The 21,156-nt window shown below is 45.8% G+C and carries 19 protein-coding genes; 10 read left to right on the forward strand and 9 right to left on the reverse strand.

Features of this window, described 5'->3' with window-relative positions; all coding sequences use genetic code 11:
* Positions 1–55: 55 nt before the first annotated feature.
* Entirely contained in the window at positions 56–1,459 is a 1,404-nt protein-coding gene (locus R7M92_RS21240; RefSeq protein WP_318134249.1) for an SPFH domain-containing protein, read from the reverse strand.
* 266 nt (positions 1,460–1,725) lie between these two features.
* Positions 1,726–2,292, reverse strand: a complete 567-nt coding sequence (efp, locus tag R7M92_RS21245; RefSeq protein ID WP_005381500.1) for an elongation factor P — start codon at positions 2,290–2,292, stop codon at positions 1,726–1,728.
* A 32-nt stretch (positions 2,293–2,324) separates the two neighbouring features.
* On the opposite strand from efp, the gene epmB reads away from it, so the two are divergent.
* Together epmB and R7M92_RS21255 are read left to right on the forward strand one after the other, a co-directional pair.
* Positions 2,325–3,347 (forward strand): EF-P beta-lysylation protein EpmB, encoded by a 1,023-nt coding sequence (epmB, locus tag R7M92_RS21250; protein WP_005381502.1) that lies wholly within the window; start codon positions 2,325–2,327, stop codon positions 3,345–3,347.
* 95 nt (positions 3,348–3,442) lie between these two features.
* The gene (locus R7M92_RS21255; RefSeq protein WP_005381504.1) at positions 3,443–3,940 is read left to right on the forward strand and encodes an MgtC/SapB family protein; all 498 of its coding nucleotides are present in this window, start codon (positions 3,443–3,445) and stop codon (positions 3,938–3,940) included.
* A 100-nt stretch (positions 3,941–4,040) separates the two neighbouring features.
* Here R7M92_RS21255 and R7M92_RS21260 read toward each other — a convergent pair whose 3' ends face one another.
* The 3 genes from R7M92_RS21260 to R7M92_RS21270 all read right to left on the reverse strand — a co-directional run bounded on the left by R7M92_RS21260 (position 4,041) and on the right by R7M92_RS21270 (position 6,933).
* The gene (locus R7M92_RS21260; protein ID WP_005381507.1) at positions 4,041–4,604 is read right to left on the reverse strand and encodes a VC2662 family protein; all 564 of its coding nucleotides are present in this window, start codon (positions 4,602–4,604) and stop codon (positions 4,041–4,043) included.
* A 314-nt stretch (positions 4,605–4,918) separates the two neighbouring features.
* Entirely contained in the window at positions 4,919–6,565 is a 1,647-nt protein-coding gene (groL, locus tag R7M92_RS21265; protein WP_005381509.1) for a chaperonin GroEL, read from the reverse strand.
* A gap of 77 nt (positions 6,566–6,642) precedes the next feature.
* Entirely contained in the window at positions 6,643–6,933 is a 291-nt protein-coding gene (locus tag R7M92_RS21270; protein ID WP_005381516.1) for a co-chaperone GroES, read from the reverse strand.
* Positions 6,934–7,173: 240 nt separating this feature from the next.
* Here R7M92_RS21270 and R7M92_RS21275 point away from each other — a divergent pair, with 240 nt between their 5' ends.
* Entirely contained in the window at positions 7,174–8,556 is a 1,383-nt protein-coding gene (locus R7M92_RS21275; protein ID WP_017635565.1) for an MATE family efflux transporter, read from the forward strand.
* A gap of 89 nt (positions 8,557–8,645) precedes the next feature.
* Here the strand turns inward: R7M92_RS21275 and pfkA are convergent, their stop codons facing one another.
* The 3 genes from pfkA to R7M92_RS21290 form a co-directional block, all read right to left on the reverse strand.
* Complete coding sequence (gene pfkA, locus R7M92_RS21280; RefSeq protein WP_005381521.1) at positions 8,646–9,608, reverse strand: 6-phosphofructokinase; 963 nt, start codon at positions 9,606–9,608, stop codon at positions 8,646–8,648.
* Positions 9,609–9,891: 283 nt separating this feature from the next.
* Positions 9,892–10,800, reverse strand: a complete 909-nt coding sequence (fieF, locus tag R7M92_RS21285; protein ID WP_318057321.1) for a CDF family cation-efflux transporter FieF — start codon at positions 10,798–10,800, stop codon at positions 9,892–9,894.
* Positions 10,801–10,911: 111 nt separating this feature from the next.
* The gene (locus tag R7M92_RS21290; RefSeq protein WP_318134251.1) at positions 10,912–11,424 is read right to left on the reverse strand and encodes a CpxP family protein; all 513 of its coding nucleotides are present in this window, start codon (positions 11,422–11,424) and stop codon (positions 10,912–10,914) included.
* Between the two features lie 190 nt (positions 11,425–11,614).
* Between R7M92_RS21290 and R7M92_RS21295 the strand changes: the two genes are divergently transcribed.
* The 4 genes from R7M92_RS21295 to trmL all read left to right on the forward strand — a co-directional run bounded on the left by R7M92_RS21295 (position 11,615) and on the right by trmL (position 15,098).
* Complete coding sequence (locus R7M92_RS21295) at positions 11,615–12,304, forward strand: response regulator (RefSeq protein ID WP_005382384.1); 690 nt, start codon at positions 11,615–11,617, stop codon at positions 12,302–12,304.
* Complete coding sequence (gene cpxA / locus R7M92_RS21300; RefSeq protein ID WP_005382383.1) at positions 12,304–13,698, forward strand: envelope stress sensor histidine kinase CpxA; 1,395 nt, start codon at positions 12,304–12,306, stop codon at positions 13,696–13,698. Before R7M92_RS21295 ends, cpxA begins: the two co-directional genes overlap by 1 nt.
* A gap of 175 nt (positions 13,699–13,873) precedes the next feature.
* Positions 13,874–14,482 carry a superoxide dismutase gene (locus R7M92_RS21305; protein WP_005382382.1) on the forward strand — a complete coding sequence of 203 codons (609 nt, stop codon included), beginning with the start codon at positions 13,874–13,876 and terminating at the stop codon, positions 14,480–14,482.
* Between the two features lie 136 nt (positions 14,483–14,618).
* Entirely contained in the window at positions 14,619–15,098 is a 480-nt protein-coding gene (trmL, locus tag R7M92_RS21310) for a tRNA (uridine(34)/cytosine(34)/5-carboxymethylaminomethyluridine(34)-2'-O)-methyltransferase TrmL (protein WP_064354386.1), read from the forward strand.
* Positions 15,099–15,168: 70 nt separating this feature from the next.
* Here trmL and R7M92_RS21315 read toward each other — a convergent pair whose 3' ends face one another.
* On the reverse strand, positions 15,169–15,687 hold the full coding sequence (locus R7M92_RS21315; protein WP_033907286.1) for an FxsA family protein: 519 nt from the start codon (positions 15,685–15,687) through the stop codon (positions 15,169–15,171).
* Positions 15,688–16,118: 431 nt separating this feature from the next.
* Here R7M92_RS21315 and aspA point away from each other — a divergent pair, with 431 nt between their 5' ends.
* The 3 genes from aspA to R7M92_RS21330 all read left to right on the forward strand — a co-directional run bounded on the left by aspA (position 16,119) and on the right by R7M92_RS21330 (position 21,048).
* Positions 16,119–17,570, forward strand: coding sequence for an aspartate ammonia-lyase (gene aspA / locus R7M92_RS21320; RefSeq protein ID WP_005382379.1), 1,452 nt, complete (start codon positions 16,119–16,121; stop codon positions 17,568–17,570).
* 176 nt (positions 17,571–17,746) lie between these two features.
* Complete coding sequence (locus tag R7M92_RS21325) at positions 17,747–19,054, forward strand: anaerobic C4-dicarboxylate transporter (RefSeq protein WP_005382378.1); 1,308 nt, start codon at positions 17,747–17,749, stop codon at positions 19,052–19,054.
* 161 nt (positions 19,055–19,215) lie between these two features.
* Positions 19,216–21,048, forward strand: a complete 1,833-nt coding sequence (locus R7M92_RS21330) for a protein-disulfide reductase DsbD (protein ID WP_318134253.1) — start codon at positions 19,216–19,218, stop codon at positions 21,046–21,048.
* The last annotated feature ends 108 nt before the right edge of the window (positions 21,049–21,156 follow it).

Below are 21,156 nucleotides of genomic sequence, written 5' to 3' on the forward strand. Positions count from 1 at the left end.
TGCTTTGGGTTACCTATGATCTTTTTGCTTTTTAAGCTTTTGACCACCCATGATCTTATTGCTGTGCGACCTTCTTTGTCTGGTCCATAAGACCCAGAGCACCAAAGCCAGTAATCACATCTAGGTTTGTTTTCAAGCCCGTTTCGTCACTTCCACCAATGTAATTTTGTGGCATCTGAACTTGGAAGTTTTGCAAATTGTTGTACAGCGAGTTCGCTACGTCTCGATTCAATTCTGCCAAGTAAACTTCACGGTTTGCTCCTAACGCCGCATACTTACCTTTTAGGACTTCAGATTCTGCGCGACCTTTCGCTAATATCGCTTTCGCTTCAAACTCAGCAGAAAGTGCGTTCGCTTTTTGAATCGCTAAGTTAGCCTCTGCGATAGCTAGCTCTTTCTCCTTCTCGACCTCAGCAAGTCGTTTGGTTTTTTCCACTTCAACGATTTCACGCTCTGCAATCTGACGCGCCACTTCCACTTCTTTTTGTTGAGCAATAATTGCGAGTTCTTTACCACGCTGGGCGTCTTGCACCTCACGTGTTCGTTGAATCTCTTTGCGTAACTGCTCGGTCTCTGCCTGTGCTTTCGACGTTTCTTGTTCCTGAATCGCGCGAATACGATCCGCCACTAAACGCTTTTTATCTGCCAATAGCTGATCTAATTGCTTTTCGGGCTGTGGGTCACCAATGGTCACCTGCGTCACTTGAATACCGTATTGTTGTAACGGATTGTCTTGACGAATCGGTTGCCCGGTTTTGTCTACGACAGGCACGGTTTTCCAAACCAGTTGATTGGTGCGCTGTAATTGGTTCGGATTGGCTTGATTCGCCCCAACAGGCGCAAGATCCAACTCTTCCACTTCAACCTGACGTCGCTCTGTTAGATAAATCCCCTCTCGTAACTGATCGCCAAGTTTCGATTTGAATTGGTTCAAACCACCTTGGAAAAACTCTTCACCCGTGTATTGGGTTGCGGTAATCACCGTTACGTTACGTGCGTTCTTTACAAGCAGCGCATCGATCAAGTTACTGTTGTTGCGGAACTCTTTGTGCATCTTCTTCACCGCTTCAGGGTCATTACTGAGCTTAAAGCGGAATGTTACGGGGATCTGACCAATATAGGTGTCGGCAAATCGAACCTGAATCGCATCAAGACGTTGATAAAAATCTTCGCCCTTGCTGTTACCGAATGACACGGTGATCACTTGGTCATACTTGGTGATTTTGGACAGAAATGGCATACGAAAATGAATGCCAGGTTCAGTAAACACATCCAACTCACCAGTAATATTATTCTGATGCACGTAGCTGTAACCCGCATCGGTCATCAGCACCGAGCTATTAATCGTTAAGCCTATTGCCAACAGCGGTACGCCAAATATGGCTGCTTTTAATCCTTTATGTAGTAACTGACGTCTTTCTTCCACCTTTAAACCCCTCCCTAAACCTCTGCTTTCCATTTTGTTCTCCTTTTTGGATTGTTACTGAGTTAAATCGATAAAAATCAGATTGCTATGCAACTCAGCGACAAGTACTAATGTATCAAAATGTTACATTAAGGAATAATCGACAGATTCATGGAATAAATAAGATTTTTACGAATAATACAAAATCATCAAAAATTTGCGGAGGATATCGATGTTTTACGCAGAGGGATTAAAAGAGAAGAATCACAGGCAATAAAAAAGGCCGCCGAAGCGACCTTTCTAACAATCATATAAAGTGCTTACTTCACACGACCTACGTATTCAGCAGTACGAGTATCTACGCGAATCACTTCACCAATTGAGATGAACAGAGGAACACGAACAACAGCGCCAGTTGATAGCGTCGCTGGTTTACCGCCAGTACCTTGAGTATCACCTTTCAGGCCTGGGTCTGTGTCTACAACTTCTAGCTCAACGAAGTTTGGTGGAGTAACAGTAATTGGGTTACCGTTCCAAAGAGTGATCATACAAGTGTTGTTTTCTACCAACCACTTAGCGTTTTCACCTACCGCTTTTGCATCCGCTGCGATCTGTTCAAACGTTTCACTGTTCATAAAGTGGTAGAATTCGCCGTCTGAATATAGATAATCTAGGTCGATATCCATTACGTCTGCCACTTCACAAGTGTCACCAGACTTGAATGTTTTCTCTAGCACTTTACCAGAAAGAAGTTTACGAATTTTAACACGGTTGAACGCTTGGCCTTTACCTGGTTTAACGTATTCGTTTTCCAGAATTACACAAGGCTCGTTATCAAGCATTAACTTAAGACCGCCTTTAAATTCATTGGTGCTAACTGTAGCCATTTTTTCCTCTTACATTCTTAGAGCTAAATTCAATGCCGCACATAATAACCCGAAAAGTCGAATCTGTTGAGCAAAACTGGCTCAAACAGTTGGCGAATGGGATCTCTGATCCTGCAAAATTGCTCGAAATACTGGAAATTGATCCTTCACCGTGGCAAGACGGGTTTGCCGCGCGCAAGCTGTTTGCACAGCGTGTACCGCAAAGTTTTGTCGATAGGATGGAGAAAGGCAACCCTAAAGACCCTCTTTTACGTCAGGTTTTACCACTGAGCGACGAATTTGAGGTGCATCCGGGTTACTCCAATGATCCATTGGAAGAGCAAGACAATGAAGTCCCTGGCCTGCTACACAAGTATCGCAACCGCGCCCTGATGATTGTCAAAGGTGGCTGCGCGGTAAATTGCCGTTACTGTTTTCGTCGTCACTTCCCTTATCAAGAGAACAAAAGCGGGAAACAAGCCTGGACCAAGTGCTTAGAGTACATGGCACAACAACCAGAGTTGAACGAAGTCATCTTCTCAGGTGGTGATCCATTAATGGCAAAAGACGATGAGATTCATTGGCTTTTAGAGCACATTGCTCATATTCCTCACATCAAACGTCTGCGTATTCATAGCCGTTTACCTGTGGTGATTCCAGCTCGAGTCACTGATGAACTATGCCAACTGCTGCAAGCATCAAGGTTACAAATCATCCTCGTCACTCACATCAACCATGCCAACGAAATCAATGACGAATTTGCTGAACAGATGTTCAAGCTCAAAAGAGCGGGCGTTACGCTTCTAAACCAAGGCGTTCTGCTGAAAGGCGTGAATGATTCGGTAGAAGCTCAAGTGGCGTTAAGTGAGGCCTTATTTGACGCGGGTATCTTGCCTTATTACCTCCACGTTCTTGATAAGGTGCAAGGCGCAGCGCACTACTTTATTTCGGACGAAGAAGCGAAAGCTATTATGCGCGGACTCATCACGCGTGTATCGGGTTATCTGGTACCAAAACTCACACGAGAAATTGGTGGTAGGCCAAGTAAAACGCCGTTGGATTTGCATTTAGAATAAGCTCTGACACTCAATTAAATTTGTCGTCTAGATTGATTATTTTTGTTCGCTTTGCACGGTAAGTCTATGCATACTCCGCACTTTTGGAGGTCAAGATGCATACAGCATTCGAACAAATTTTCGATCTTGGCCCATTCAGTTGGCCTGCCCTACTATGCTGCGCCATTAATGGGCTCATGATCGGTATAGAGCGCCAAACTCGTGGTAAACCGGTTGGCATTCGCACAGCAATATTAATTATTTCAGGCACCTACCTGTTTATGTCGATGGCAGTGTCGTTATCGCCAAATACACTTGATCAAGCACGAGTGCTTGGTCAGATCATTACTGGCGTCGGCTTCTTAGGCGCTGGCGTTATGATGACACTTGATGGAAAAATCCATGGCGTAACATCCGCGGCTGTAATATGGGTACTAGCAGGTTTAGGTTTGATGATAGGTTTGGGTTATTTAACGCAGTCGGTGGTTATTACTCTCCTGACATTAACCGTGTTGTTAGGTGTGGATAAAGCAGAAAACCACATCAAAGCATTACGCCGCGGTGTTCATCAAAGAATTCAACAACGCAAAACTTCATCACGATTAATTAAATAGTTAACGCTCCGAGAAACTCACTTCATCTCATCAGTAATTAAAGAGCCCTCGACGAACATCGAGGGCTTTCTGTATATAAAGATTCTGACTTTCTCAGGGATTACTTAGCAAAGTTGATGAGTGGGAAACACTTGAAGAAACCGTTATCCGCACAGTTCAAAAGACCAATTTGCACGCCATCGATTTGATCGGTCATGTTGAAGAAACCAAACTGGAAATTAGACTTCTTAGAGATACTCGCTAAGCCCACATCCGCCATGGTGTAGCCTTCAGAATAGTTCACCGCGCTCCAGTTCAAGCCTTTTACGTTGTTCGTAATGTTAACAGCACCCAAGTTAACACCCGTCGTCTGACCTTGGTTCCAGTTAACTAAGCCTAAAGACGCGCCTTTCATTTCTTGATTTACTTTTGCTGCGCCAAAAAACAGACCGAAGTTCACACCTGTCGTACGATCCGTTTCTGACATACCAAGCAGTGAAAAGTCGACACCTTTAACCTCATTTACCTGTCCATGCAACACAGCTAAACGAACACCACCAACTGAAGAATTCGAAGGTGCGTTTGTGTTATCGATAGTAGAGAACATCACAGGTGTACTGTCGGCAAAAGCAACAGGTGATGCGATAGCGGCTGCAACCGCCAATGACGTCATAAGCTTTTTCATTTTCATCTCCATGATGGGAAGCAACAATTTACAACATAGTGTAATGTTCAGATTTTGCTCTGTCCCCGTTCAAAAAGTGTTAGCAATAGGTCAGATTTAACCATCTGACTCAAAAGAAAAAATATTTCTCTTCGATTTTTTGCTTCTGAAATGACGCTTTTTACGCTCAAAAATCTCATGATAAGCCACACCAGAACGTCATGTTTCTCGGGTGACACGCATAAAAAAGTCGAGGCATCTGCCTCGACTTTTAAAGGTTTGGTCGGTTATCTTTCCGCTATAAGGGGTCCCTTAGAGCGATGAGATAAGCTGGCTTACATCATGCCGCCCATACCGCCCATGCCACCCATGCCGCCCATGTCAGGCATCGCTGGCGCGTCTTTTTGCGGTAGGTCAGTAACCATCGCTTCAGTTGTGATCATCAGACCTGCAACCGATGCTGCGAATTGTAGTGCAGAACGAGTAACTTTAGTTGGATCTAGGATACCCATTTCTAGCATGTCGCCGTATTCGCCTGTTGCCGCGTTGTAGCCGTAGCTACCTTCACCCGCTTTCACGTTGTTCGCAACAACTGAGTCTTCCTCACCTGCGTTCTTCGTGATTTGACGGATTGGCGCTTCCATTGCACGTAGTGCAACGCGGATACCAACGTTTTGTTCTTCGTTGTCACCCGTTAGGTGAGCAATCTTAGATGCCGCGCGGATAAGTGCAACACCACCACCAGCAACAACACCTTCTTCAACCGCTGCGCGAGTTGCGGCTAGCGCATCTTCTACACGGTCTTTCTTCTCTTTCATTTCAACTTCAGTCGCTGCACCGACTTTGATTACTGCAACACCGCCAGCCAGTTTAGCTACGCGCTCTTGTAGTTTCTCTTTGTCGTAGTCTGAAGTTGCGTCTTCGATTTGTTGACGAATCTGAGCAACACGGCCTGAGATCATCTCTTCTTCACCGATACCATCGATGATAGTCGTGTTTTCCTTCGTGATAGAAACACGCTTCGCTTGACCTAGATCTTCTAGTGCAACTTTTTCTAGCTCTAGACCGATCTCTTCAGAAATCACAGTACCGCCAGTTAGGATAGCGATGTCTTGTAGCATTGCTTTACGGCGGTCACCGAAGCCAGGTGCTTTCACAGCTGCAACTTTTACGATGCCACGCATGTTGTTCACAACCAATGTTGCTAGCGCTTCGCCTTCTACATCTTCTGCAATGATAAGCAGTGGACGAGATGCTTTCGCGACAGCTTCTAGCGTTGGAAGAAGCTCACGAATGTTTGAGATCTTCTTGTCTACTAGAAGAATGAATGGGTTTTCTAGATCAACACTGCCTGATTCTTGGTTGTTGATGAAGTAAGGAGACAGGTAACCGCGGTCGAACTGCATACCTTCTACTACGTCTAACTCGTCTTGTAGCGCCTGACCTTCTTCAACCGTGATAACGCCATCACGACCCACACGCTCCATTGCTTCTGCAATGATATTACCTACGCTTGCGTCTGAGTTTGCAGAGATAGTACCAACCTGCGCGATCGCTTTTGTGTCGTTACATTCAACAGAAAGCTCTTTTAGTTGCTCAACTGCCGCAGCAACAGCTTTGTCGATACCACGCTTAAGATCCATTGGGTTCATGCCCGCTGCGACTGCTTTTAGACCTTCGTTAACGATAGATTGTGCTAGTACCGTTGCTGTTGTTGTACCGTCACCCGCTGCGTCGTTTGCTTTAGACGCAACTTCTTTAACCATTTGTGCGCCCATGTTCTGGAATTTATCTTCCAGCTCGATTTCACGCGCTACTGATACACCATCTTTAGTGATAGTCGGTGCACCAAAAGATTTGTCTAGAACGACATTACGTCCTTTAGGACCCAGTGTTACTTTTACTGCATCAGCCAGAACGTTTACACCTTCCAGCATTTTAACTCGTGCGTCATTACCAAATTTAACGTCTTTAGCAGCCATCTTTGATTTCCTTTCTAAAATTCTTTGTGTGTAATTTCGTAATTGAATCTGAGCAAAAAATTACTCAATGATTGCTATTATTCAACGATCGCCATGATGTCGTTTTCAGACATGACAAGCACTTCTTTACCGTCGATTTTTTCAGTTTTTGTACCGTAACCTTCAGCGAAGATAACGGTATCACCGACTTTAACGTCTAGTGGCAGTACGGTGCCGTTTTCTAGGATGCGGCCTTTACCCACAGCTAGAACAACACCGCGAGTCGATTTTTCTGCAGCAGAACCAGTCAGAACGATGCCACCAGCAGACTTAGATTCAACTTCTTTACGTTCAACGATAACTCGGTCATGTAATGGACGAATGTTCATCGGTCGTCTCTCCTGAAAATTTCCATGTTTATTTGATAATTGTCCTTAGGGACTGTAGCCCCAGACACGTGATCCCTATATAAGGGGTCGAAGCAGCGATCCCAAGGGGGTGGCACAAAATTTTTGTGACTTAGTTAAAATAACGAACAACTAGGCAACGGTTTGCGTTAGAAATGCTCACTCGCTCGGCATCTCGCTTTCTTGTATCCTTGCAGTTTGCTCACCAGATAGTTGTCACACATGCAGGAAAATAACAAGCTGGAACCCCAAGCGACCGATAAGCATGGTTTGTTGACCGCACCCATTCCTGAAACGCTGCGGAAAATGACCGTACCCATGACCATGGGCATGATCGCAATTTTGATGTTTAACTTGGTGGACACGTTTTTTATCTCGTTGCTTGGCACTCAAGCGCTAGCGGCTATCAGCTATACCTTCCCTGTAACCTTTGCGGTTAACTGCATTACGATGGGGATTGGGATGGGACTATCGACCAATATTGGTCGCTTGCTTGGGCAAGGTCATGCACCACAAGCTGCACGGTTCACCACCCACGGTTTGTTATTAGCCGTGTTACTTGTGGCTATCGCGTCTTCTATTGGCTTTACCACCATTGCGCCATTGTTTCGTTTTCTTGGTGCGTCTGATGATCTCATCCCTCTTATTGAGCAGTATATGCAGGTCTGGTATCTCACCATTCCTCTGCTAGTGATCCCAATGGCGGGCAACAGTGCTATCCGAGCTACTGGCGACACAAAAACACCAGCAAAAGTCATGATGTTGGCTGGTTTGATTAATGGCATGCTCGATCCATTGTTGATTTTCGGTTATGGCCCTTTTCCGGAACTTGGCATTCAAGGCGCAGCCATAGCAAGTGCCTTTAGCTGGTTAGGTGCTTTGTGTGGCTCATTCTATGTGCTAATTAAACGGGAAAAATTGCTTGCTCAACCCCAATGGGCTTTGCTGAAACAAGACTGGCAACAGACACTAAAAATTGGTACCCCTGCAGCGCTATCAAACGCGATGAATCCGTTGTCCGGTGCCATTCTGATGATGCTGTTATCCAACCACGGTACAGCGGCGGTTGCTGCTTACGGGGCAGCGCAGCGTATTGAGTCCATATTGATTTTAGTATTGATGTCGCTGACCTCTGCCCTCACACCGTTTATGGCACAAAATTTAGGAGCCAAACAACCGCAACGAGCCTTTTCCGGTTTATTTATTAGCATGCGTTTTGCAGTGGTATTCCAAGGGTTTATCTTCTTGATGATGGTACCGCTGAGCATTCCTCTGGCTGCGCTGTTTTCTCAGGAAGATGCGGTGAAAAACCTGCTTTGGCATTATTTACTGGTGGTGCCATTTAGTTATGGCTTCCAAGGCATCGTAATGATGTTAGTCAGTGGTTTGAATGCGATGCACAAGCCATTGCGTGCATTCCAGTGGAGCTTTATGCGGCTGTTCATTTTTACCTTGCCTTCGGCGTGGGTCGGGAGCCAAATCTACAGCATTGAAGGCTTGTTTATCGGTATCGCGGTTGGGAATACGTTGGGTGGGCTACTGGGCTACTTGTTTGCGCTGCGCGAGCGCAAATTAACGCTCATAGAGCAGAGCAGCGTGTCTTAACACTCGTCTATCACTAGTTTCTTTTTGTTGATTCTCAAATACAAAAAACCGCGGAAAGCCGCGGTTTTGTTTATCTATTTCAAGCTTACTTAGAACAGTTCTTCAGCAACTTTGTATAGATCGTTGCGTACTGGACGCTTCATGTTTTCGATTGCGTCGATGATATCGTGGTGAACAAGTTGCTCTTTCACGATACCTACACAACGACCACCATGACCTTCAATCAATAGGTGAACAGCGTAGTTACCCATACGAGATGCTAGTACGCGGTCAAATGCAGTTGGACGACCACCACGTTGGATGTGACCAAGTACTGTTGCACGAGTTTCACGACCTGTCGCGGCTTCGATGTCACGTGCTAGTTCATTAGCATCCATCATTAGCTCAGTAAGCGCGATGATCGCGTGTTTCTTACCTTTAGCGATACCATCTTGGATGTTGCTGATCAGCTTGTCTTTGTCTAGACCAGTTTCCGGAGTGATGATGTATTCACAACCGCCCGCAATTGCAGACATCAGAGTCAAATCACCACAGTGACGGCCCATGATTTCTACAATTGAAATGCGTTGGTGAGATGAAGAAGTATCACGTAGACGGTCGATTGCATCGATAACGGTGTTTAGTGCACTTAGGTAGCCCACAGTGTAATCCGTACCTGCGATATCGTTGTCGATTGTGCCCGGAAGACCGATACATGGGTAACCCATTTCAGTCAGTTTCTTCGCACCCATGTACGAACCATCACCACCGATTACCACTAGTGCATCGATACCATGTTTTTTCAGGTTCTCAATCGCTTTTTCACGAACTTCCACTTGTTTAAATTCAGGGAAACGTGCAGAACCTAGGAACGTACCACCTTTGTTGATCACATCTGAAACGCTAGAACGATCTAGCTTCTCGATGCGGCCTTCGTATAGGCCTAGGTAGCCGTCGTACACACCGAATACTTCCAATCCTTCGGATAGTGCTGTACGTACTACGCCGCGTATCGCAGCGTTCATACCAGGTGCGTCACCGCCACTTGTTAAAACACCGATCTTCTTAATCATGCTCACCCTCGATCTTTGGCAATCAATTATTTAATTTTCTTTTAGGCCCCTTGTTACCAAGCAACCTGCATAATCCAGAACTGTGCGTTATGTTACATTTCCTCTACAGGATTACCAATGAAAACGCACTTTTTTATGTAACTTTTCTACTTATGTAAGAGTATTACAGTTTCTCTATGAAACTTTGTTGATTCATATCAGGATCACGAATCTTAATAAGTATTGATGGAAAGATAGTCAATAAGTACCTGTTTGTCGTCGGGCACTGATGGATTTTTCAAGCCTACCAATCTTGCGCTTTCTGCTCTTTCTCTGGTCCGAAAACGACAGACAATGGATCTTGATGGATCAATACATCCGCATCAGGAAACAGAGCCAATAAATTATCTTCCACTTTATCAGCAATGTAATGCGCCTCAATTAATCGTAAGTTATCGTCTAGCTCTAAATGCAACTGTATAAAGCGCGTCGGTCCTGACATTCGCGTGCGTAACTGATGCACGCCCAATACCCCTTTTACGCTCAAACAAGCTTGGTTAATTTGCTCAAGCTCTTCATCGGGCAACTTTCTATCAAGTAAGGTTTGAATCGCTTCGCTGACCATTTTGAAAGCGCTATAAAGAATGAAGACACCAATACCAATCGCAAACACAGCATCCGCTTGAGTCACTCCCAAATAACTGAGCCCCAGAGCCACCATGATCGCAGCATTCATATACAAGTCAGTCTGATAATGCAGAGAATCCGCCGCTATTGCTTGGCTCCCCGTCACGCGAACCACATGTTTTTGGAACATCACCAAGCCAAGTGTGACCACAATCGCAAACAGCGATACATACACACCTAACTCCGGTGCGTGTAAAGCATGCGGGCGGAAAAATCGGTCAATCCCGTTAAGAATCAAAAATACTGCCGAGCCCGAAATAAACATTGCTTGGGCTAGGGCCGCTAAGGACTCAGCTTTACCATGTCCAAACGTATGTTCGCGGTCTGCCGGTTGTAAGGCGTAACGAACCACCACAAGATTCACAACCGAAGCCGCGATATCTAACATGGAGTCAATCAATGACGCCAATAAGCTCACTGAGCCGGTTACCCACCACGTGATGACTTTTACTATCAGAAGAAGCGTCGCCACAATGGTTGCAGTCCAAGCGGCGGTCGTAACTAAACGTGCGTATTGCTGTTTCATAATCAAAGAGTTAACTAAAACCATACGTTGAGTATATTGAATGACCATGAAATAACCAGATCAAAAAGAGGCAACCAATGGCTGCCTCTTTGTATAACATCAATTCATGACTTAATTATTGCGCGACTTTTCCATGCGCTTGTGCATTCTGTCGCCACACTCTTGCATACGTTCATTTTGTAGCTCAACAAATTTCGCTTTCTGCTCAGGTGTTAATACGCTAAGCATTTGGTGCTTTCTTTCTAGCATTTGCACGCGACGTTCCGTTTGGCGCTCAACCATCTCTTTTGCTAATTCGCTAGCTTGAGCTTCATCAAAGTTATCCGCCAGCAAAAGCGATTGTACTTTTGCGTGATGCGCTTTACGCTCAGCCATACGTGCTTCTTTGCCATCAGCGAATTTTGCTTTCATTTCTGCTTTGTTTGCTTCACGCATTTCTTTTAGCTGATCTTTTTGTGCATCAGTCAGGTCTAGTTGACGCATGACACCTCGGTCCATACCCATGCCGCATTCGTCACGAGGACCTTTATGATGGTTTTTACCACCGTAAGCGAATGCGCTTGCGGCGCCAAGAGTAAGAGGTAGAACAACAGCAGCTAACACAAGTTTTTTTGCAGACTTCATAATACGATTCCTTACACAGGTGAGTGGTTCTTCTGAGCTGTTCTCACAGCGCTTGAGTATAGAATACGACCCGCTAGGTAAAGCGACGTATAGGGAGCGTAAAGAATCGTAAAGAGTGATTTTTCTCCTCTTCGTTGCGCATCATTCCAATGTAATATTAGGCTATCGGTAACTTACTATAGGTGCCCCCATGGCAAACATTCTTTTAATCGATGACGATATCGAGCTAACCAGCTTATTAAAAGAAGTACTCAGTTTCGAAGGGTTTGACGTCAGCGAAGCAAATGACGGTGAAGCCGGCTTAGCCGCGATCAATGATAAGATTGATTTGATTTTGTTGGATGTCATGATGCCAAAACTCAATGGCATGGAAACGCTGAAACGCTTACGTGAAAATTGGGAAACTCCCGTCTTGATGCTGACCGCTAAAGGGGAAGAAATTGATCGCGTGATCGGCTTGGAACTGGGCGCGGATGATTATTTACCAAAACCTTTTAGTGACCGAGAGCTGTTAGCGCGTATCCGCGCGATTTTACGCCGCACTAGCAGCACACAAAAAAATACCAAAAACAGCGATTGCATTGAGTATCAAGAAATCCGCCTCTATCCCGGTAAGCAAGAAGCGTACTGTGAGCAACAGCTACTCGATCTCACGGCAACCGAGTTTGCGCTACTCACCCACTTCGTACAAAACCCAGGACAAGTGCTGACCAAAGAGACACTGAGCTTAGATGTGCTTGGTAAACGACTCGCTGCTTTTGATCGCGCTATCGATATGCATGTCTCGAACTTACGTAAAAAATTACCAGATCAAAGCAATGGCAAGCCGCGAATTAAAACCCTGCGTGGTCGTGGCTACATGCTGCTTGAGGAGGATTAATGCGCCTATCACGCATCAAACTGCCAAACATCAATAGCCTGTATGGACGCATCTTTGCCATTTTTTGGTTCACCATGTTATTAGTATTGATAGCCGTGCTATCACTGCCACATTTGGACCCACGCAAAGCTCGCGATATTCCAGAAGAACACTACAAACGTATGGTAGAAACGCGTGACTCAATCCAACAAAAATACAGCCAGCAAACTGATTTAGGCCGCATACTTTTTCGTATCGAGGGCAACCGCCACGGCAAGCACGACCCTCGCCCGAGGGTGTTTTTTTCTGACTACAGCGGTAATGTTCTTACGACAGAAAAACGCAGCAATTTTCAATTGCGTGCAATGCAAAACTTTGTCACTAGTATCGAAGATTACAATAATCCAAAGCAGAAGCTGTATGGTCGATACATGATTGCGGGCCCAATTCCTATCACTTTGGCAGGTTCCGATATCTTGATGTACGTGGGTTTCAAGTGGAATGAGCCACCACCTCTACTCCTGCGTCTGTTTGATCACCCATTCCAGCTCTTGCTTGCGGTCATGCTGGTTAGTACACCATTGCTGTTATGGCTTGCTTGGGCATTGAGTCAACCAGCGCGTCGTCTTGAAGCCGCTGCTCAGCGTGTAGCGAAAGGTGAATTTGTCACAGACCCAAATTTAGAAAAAGGTACGGCGGAATTTCGTCAAGCAGGTAGCAGCTTCAACCAGATGGTCGAAGCGGTTAATCAAATGATTTCAGGACAACAACGTTTGCTATCCGATATCTCTCACGAGCTGCGCTCACCTTTAACTCGTCTACGCATGGCAAGCGCATTAGCGACGCGTAAACAAGGAGAAAGCCCAGAATTGACTCGTATCGATACCGAAGCGCAGCGCTTGGAACAGATGATCAGCGAACTATTAGAGCTTTCTCGCATGCAGGCGAACAGTCATATGACTCGCGAAACACAGCCATTAGAAAGTTTATGGGAAGAGATCATTAAAGATGCGCAGTTTGAAGCAGAGCAAATGGGCAAACAGCTACACTATTCAGAATTACCTAAGCGCAATATTTCCGGTAACCCTAAACTGCTGATGAGTGCGGTGGAAAATATCGTTCGTAACGCCATTTACTACGGAAAAGATGAGGTACAAATCGACATCAAAGCCGATGACGATACGCTTCGTATCACGGTTGACGATAATGGAGAAGGTGTACCAGAAGAGGAACTGGCCGCGATTTTTCGCCCGTTCTATCGCGTTTCCACGGCACGCGATCGCCACTCTGGCGGCACAGGTCTCGGCCTAACCATTACCGAAAGTGCCATTCGCCAGCACAGTGGCACGATCGCAGCCAGCCGAAGTCCTTTAGGCGGATTGCGCATGAGTATCACCTTACCGATCAATTGTTAGTCTCAATTTGATGAACTAACAATAATTCGCACCATATTTCTAGAGTGAGTGATTCACAGCCCCACCCTCACTTTAGAAATTGGTGAGGGCTTCTTAGAATACCCTTACAAAGATCAAAGTTGATAATAATTATCGTTAGCATTAAAGTAAATTTTCCAATTAAGGAGGATTTACTATGTCACATACATTTCCCGCTCTGCCTTACCCGTACGATTCACTAGAGCCGTACATCGACGCGAAAACCATGGAAGTGCATTACAGCAAACACCACAAGACGTACTTTGATAAGTTTGTAAATGCCGTTGAAGGGAGCGAGCTCGAAACTCAGTCATTAGACGAGATCTTTGACAATATCTCTAAGCTCAGTCCAGCAGTACGTAATAATGGTGGCGGCTATTACAACCACATCATTTATTGGAATTGCATGTCACCAAACGGTGGCGGAGAGCCTCAAGGCGCGCTTGCTCAAGCAATTAACGATAAATTTGGTAGCTTTGCGCAATTTAAAGAGGCGTTTGCCCAAGCTGCCATCAATACCTTTGGGTCTGGCTTTGCATGGCTGATCGTAAAAGATGGTGAGATTCACATTACGTCCACCAGTAATCAAGACAACCCTCTGATGGATGTAGTGGATGTGCGCGGTGAACCAATCCTCGCATTAGACGTGTGGGAGCACGCGTATTACATCAGCTACCAAAACCGTCGCCCAGAATATATTGATGCGTGGTGGAACGTCGTCAACTGGCGAGCAGTTGAAGAAAACTATGCTCACGCTCTCTTATAAAGAGCATCGCTACTTACGGTATTAACATCCGCGCTAATGCCTGCTTTCATACCCAGGTCAATCTTGCTGAATCTCGCATATCTCGGTGACTTGGGTATATACTGCCCCTCTCTTTGACCAACTCTATTTCAATACCATGTTTGATATCGCTTTATACGAACCAGAAATCGCGCCGAACACCGGCAACATCATTCGACTATGCGCCAACTGCGGTGCAAACCTTCACTTAATTGAACCTCTGGGTTTCGATCTTGAAGAGAAAAAAGTCCGCCGCGCTGGTTTGGATTACCATGATTTAGCTCGCGTAACACGCCATAAAGACTATCAAGCGTTCTTAGAATATTTAGAGAAAGAGAAGCAAGGTAACTACCGATTGTTTGCCTGCACCACCAAAACCACAGGTCACCACGTTGATGCACAATACCAAGCGGGTGATGTTTTGATGTTTGGTCCAGAAACTCGTGGCTTGCCTGCTGAAATCATCGATAGCTTGCCAATGGAGCAGCGTATTCGCATTCCAATGATGCCAGATGCGCGCAGCCTAAACCTTTCGAATGCCGTTGCGATCATTGCTTTTGAAGCATGGCGTCAAATGGGCTTTGAAGGCGCATTGTAAGCGGCACGAATTCCAAATACAAAAAAGGGCGCTTGGTGCGCCCTTTTGTTTTCTTTACTGACTAACTCAATCAGTTGAGCTTGTTGCGATCATCATCGTCTTTACGCTCGTATTCCCCTTCGAAGGTATTGCCATTATCTGACTGGGAATCAAATGGGTCACGACGGAATGGGTCTTGCTCAAATGGCCCCTGGTTAGAGAAACCACCTTGGAAGCCACCGCCATGCATGGTTTTCACCACCATTTTGCTCATCAAGTATTTAGCTATCGCGGCGCGTGGCGCAGGAAGCAACACCAACATACCAAGGGCATCGGTCATAAAGCCTGGGGTTAACAGTAGCACGCCAGCCACCGCAAGCATTACGCCTTCAAAAATTTGCTGGGCTGGAATTTCACCTTGTTCAAGACGCCCCTGTACTGACATCAGTGTTTGGATACCTTGGCTACGAACCAACGATGCACCGACAAATGCCGTGATTAAGACTAGTGCAATGGTCGGCCATAAACCTAAAAAGCCGCCCACCTGAATAAATAAGCCGATTTCAATGATCGGAACAAAAATAAACGCTAATAATAAGATAGGAAACACACGCCCTCCTTTGTTTAATTCAGTGTAATGGTAAAAGCAGACTAAGCTCAAACGAATCGTTGTAAAAAAGCGTGTTCATACTGGTCTCCTTCTCTTTTAGGCAAAGTAGCAGGAGCACGTTTCATTCAATTGCATACCGATTTTTTCGTGCTTTTAAAGTGCTAATTTCGAACTCTAAAAACTCATGTTTGTCGAGGAAAATCGAGTACCTATAAAGGGTTATTAATAACCCGTTCATACTTTGCAAATTATTGACTCATGAAAAACGAAAAAGGTGATCTAGTTACTATTTTTATGCGCTAGGTGCAGTATCATGTGCCACATAAGTCAGGACGGATTTTCCAGCCAAAAATTCTGATGAATGGATTCTAGATTGCAGAAATGGCTAATAAATAACTTTATTATCAGAATTATCATCTAAGGATCCTGCTATGGCTACCCTATCTGATGCTCCAAAAACAGCAAACCCAGCCACTCGTATTGAAGAAGATCTATTAGGTCAACGTCATGTCCCTGCAGATGCGTACTACGGTATTCATACGCTACGTGCGATCGAGAACTTCAACATCTCTAATATGACCATCTCTGACGTACCAGAATTTGTACGCGGCATGGTAATGACCAAAAAAGCAGCAGCGTTAGCAAACAAAGAACTTGGCGCTATTCCAAAAGACGTTGCAAACTACATCATCGAAGCGTGTGATTTGATCCTAGAAACTGGCAAGTGTATGGATCAGTTCCCATCAGACGTATTCCAAGGCGGTGCAGGCACTTCAGTTAACATGAACACGAACGAAGTGATCGCAAACGTTGCGCTTGAGTTGATGGGTAAAGAGAAAGGCCAATACGAATTTGTTAACCCAAATGACCATGTAAACAAGAGCCAATCAACCAACTGTGCGTACCCAACAGGTTTCCGTATTGCGGTATACAACAGCGTACACAAGCTAATGGAAGCAATTGAGTACCTAAAAGGCGCATTCGAACTTAAAGCCGTTGAGTTTAAAGATGTACTGAAAATGGGCCGTACTCAGCTTCAAGACGCAGTACCAATGACAGTCGGTCAAGAGTTCCATGCATGGGCGGTAACACTAAACGAAGAGATTCGTGCTCTAGATTACACATCTAAACTCCTCCTAGAAATCAACCTAGGCGCAACCGCAATCGGTACTGGTCTAAATACACCAACTGGCTACCAAGCGCTTGCAGTAAAACACCTAGCGGAAGTAACAGGCCTTGACGTTGTTGCAGCAGAAGACCTTATCGAAGCAACGTCTGACTGTGGTGCATACGTAATGACTCACGGCGCGCTAAAACGCCTAGCAGTGAAACTATCGAAGATCTGTAACGACCTTCGTCTACTTTCTTCTGGTCCTCGTGCGGGTCTAAATGAATTGAACCTACCTGAAATGCAAGCAGGCTCTTCAATCATGCCAGCTAAAGTAAACCCAGTTATCCCAGAAGTAGTAAACCAAGTTTGCTTCAAAGTTCTCGGTAACGACAACACGGTTTCTTTCGCAGCAGAAGGCGGTCAGCTACAGCTAAACGTTATGGAACCTGTGATCGCACAAAGTGTGTTTGAGTCTATCTCTCTACTACACAACGCGTGTGTGAACCTACGTGATAAATGTATCGACGGCATCACTGTGAACAAAGAAGTTTGCGAAAACTACGTTTACAACTCTATCGGTATCGTCACTTACCTAAACCCATACATCGGCCACCACGAAGGTGACATCGTAGGTAAGATTTGTGCAGAAACTGGTAAGAGTGTTCGTGAAGTCGTGCTAGAGCGCGGTCTGCTTACAGCAGAGGAGCTTGATGAAATCTTGTCAGTAGAAAACTTCATGCATCCTACTTACAAAGCAAAACGTTACGAGTAATAACGAATCCGAAGGGGGCCACTCAGGCCCCTTTTTTAGGCTCTCATACGGTTAACCACATTTTTTATATGCTTTTATTGCCGCTAAGCCACTAGGTTCTCATTCTCTGAGCATTTACTCCTGTTCCTGAGTGTTCAAAAAATCAGAATCAAATAAAAAACTAAAGAGGTATCAATATGGTCATGGTCGAACTCTTCGTGGTTCTGCTCTTCATCTATTTGGGGGCAAGAATCGGTGGTATCGGCATTGGTTTTGCCGGTGGTGCTGGGGTCATTGCGTTGTCTTTGATCTTGGGCGTACCAACAAGCCAAGCTTACATTCCCGTTGACGTAATTTTGATCATCATGTCTGTAATCACCGCTATCGCAGCAATGCAGGTAGCGGGTGGTTTAGACTGGATGGTGCAAGTTGCTGAAAACTTTTTGCGCAAGCATCCTGAGCGCATCACCTTTTATGCGCCTATCGTAACTTACCTAATGACATTAATGGCGGGTACTGGCCACACGGCATTCTCTACTTTGCCAGTGATTGCAGAAGTAGCGAAAGGCCAAGGCGTGCGCCCTTCTCGTCCACTGTCTATCGCGGTCGTAGCATCGCAAATCGCTATCACCGCATCACCAATCTCAGCGGCTGTTGTAGCGTTCGCGGCAATGCTGCACCCATTTGGCGTTGACTACCTAACACTACTAGCAATCTGTATCCCAACGACGTTCATCGCGTGCATGATCGGTGCGTTCGTGGCGAACTTCATGGGCTGTGAGCTAAAAGACGATGCTGAATACCAAGAGCGTCTAGAAAAAGGCTTAATCAAGCTAAATACAGAAGCAAAACGCGAAATCCTACCAACAGCGAAGAAAGCAACCTTCATCTTCCTAGGCGCAATCGCATTTGTCGTGTGTTACGCAGCAGCAATTTCTGGCTCTGTGGGTCTTATCGAGAACCCTGCTCTAGGCCGTAACGAAGCTATCATGACGGTAATGCTAGCAGCTGCGGCAGCTATCGTAATGAGCTGTAAAATCGATGCTGGCAAAATCCCAGCCGCAGCAACATTCCGCTCTGGTATGACAGCGTGTGTGTGTGTTCTTGGTGTGGCATGGCTAGGTTCTACGTTCGTTAACGCGCACGTTGACGGCATCAAAGAAGTGGCTGGTGCGCTACTGGCAGACTACCCATGGATGCTAGCACTTGTTCTATTCTTCGCTTCAATGCTGCTTTACTCGCAAGGTGCAACTACTGTTGCGCTGATGCCAGCAGCACTAGCAATCGGTGTGGCACCACTTACCGCAGTTGCATCTTTCGCAGCAGTAAGTGCGCTATTCGTGCTGCCAACTTACCCAACGCTTCTAGCAGCGGTTGAGATGGACGACACGGGTTCAACTCGTATCGGTAAGTACGTATTCAACCACCCATTCTTTGTACCTGGTGTGGTAACCATCGCTTCTGCGGTAGCACTTGGCTTCGCATTCGGTGGTCTACTGATCTAGTAGAAACAGAGTCTTACTCGGGGAGCTTCGGCTCCCTTTTTTATTGCCTGTTGTCTTGATTTATGCTCAATAAATCTTCATTTTCATGAAACTTATTGACTCGCCTCCGGGTCTGATTGAGTTACACTAACGGCAATTATCTAAGATGAATTGACTCTTTTATGCGCGCATTACTTTCCGTTTTACTCTTAGGGCTCATTACCTTTTCCACTCCGTCTTTAGCTTTATTTGGCAAAGACCAGTTTAACAGTAGCCAGAACAACAGTTTTGGTAGCAGCAGCGACAGCTTTGTTCCGGTTGATCAGGCGTTTCCATTTAACTTCTACCAGCAAGATGACAAATTGATGCTCGATTGGCAGGTACGTGACGGGTACTACCTATATCAAGAGCGCTTGTCTGTAGCTGGTGAGAAAGTATCGCTAGGCGAACTGCAAATGGAAGACGGCACACCGCATAAAGATGAATTCTTTGGTGACGTGCATATCTATACGCAACCTCTCTTCGTTAACGTACCAATGCATGATTGGCAAGACGGTGCGCGCGTGGTGGTGCAATACCAAGGTTGTGCGAAAGCAGGCTTCTGTTACCCGCCAGAAACTCGCGTGATTCCTATCAGCGCGTTTACTTCGTCGAACTCAGATTCAACAACGGCGACAACTGCATCAAAAGCAGAACAGGCACCAACAGTAACGCCACCAGCGGCGCAATCATCTACGTCTGGTGACACATCATCGGCGCCAGTAACACAGCAAGATAGCCTTGCAGCCAACCTTGCTGATAACTGGTGGACACCACTTCTGTTCTTGGCGCTTGGTGTGGGCTTGGCGTTTACACCTTGTGTGCTGCCGATGTACCCAATTCTGACCAGCATAGTGCTTGGCAGTGGCAAACTAAGCCAACGCCGCGCGCTAGGCTTGTCATTCGTCTACGTGCAAGGCATGGCACTGACTTACACCCTACTCGGCCTTGTGGTGGCATCTGCAGGTATGCAGTTCCAAGCGGCAATGCAGCACCCTTATGTGCTGATTGGCTTGAGCGTACTGTTCATCGCACTCGCTTTGTCTATGTTTGGTCTGTACTCATTACAGCTACCAAGCAGCGTTCAAACATGGTTGAATAACTTAAGTAATAAGCAACAGGGTGGCAGCAGTGCAGGCGTATTCGCCATGGGGGCGATTTCTGGACTGGTTTGTTCTCCTTGTACCACGGCACCTCTGTCTGGTGCGCTACTTTACGTGGCACAAAGCGGCGATTTGCTGACGGGTGGTATCGCGTTATACGCGCTGGCGATGGGCATGGGTATTCCGCTGATTCTTGTTGCAGTCTTCGGCAACAAACTGCTACCAAAAGCAGGTGGTTGGATGGACCGTGTGAAAACACTCTTCGGCTTTATTCTGCTTGCCGCACCTATCTTCTTACTAGAACGCATCATGCCAGAAATGTGGTCAACGATTCTGTGGTCATCACTGGGTATTGCTGCTTTTGGTTGGCTATACCACATCAAAAACAGTCTAGAGTTTGGTGGCTGGAAACAAAGTGCCGTGGGCATAATCGCCGTCTTAGGTTTACTAGCCTCAGCACAACCTATCTTAAATTACTGGTTTGGCAACAGCACAACACAAACTCAGCAGGCCACTGTTAGCTTTACTCACATTGCTAACGTGGCGGAGCTTGAAGAACAACTGGCACTTGCGAAAGCGGCAGGTAAACCCGTCATGCTCGATTTCTACGCCGATTGGTGTGTAGCATGTAAAGAGTTTGAAAAGTACACCTTCCATGACCCAAGCGTCGAAGCCAAACTGCAAGACTTCGTTCTTCTGCAAGCGGACGTGACCAAAAACCAAGTGCAAGACATCGAACTACTGAAGCACATGAGTGTGCTTGGTTTACCAACAATTGAGTTTTGGGATGCCAGTGGTGAACACGTTTCAAACGCTCGTTTGACGGGCTTTATGCAAGCCGAGCCTTTCTTAGAGCATATCAAGCAGTTCTGATAACCAGATATTCAAACGCCAGTGATGTCCACTGGCGTTTTTTATTGCTCAGATTTGAATAAGAACATTGCGTTTATATGCAATTTTCCTAATAAAAGTCGATTTGGT

The sequence above is a fragment of the Vibrio sp. Vb2880 genome (assembly GCF_033337975.1).
GTDB classification, from domain to species: Bacteria; Pseudomonadota; Gammaproteobacteria; order Enterobacterales; family Vibrionaceae; genus Vibrio; species Vibrio alginolyticus.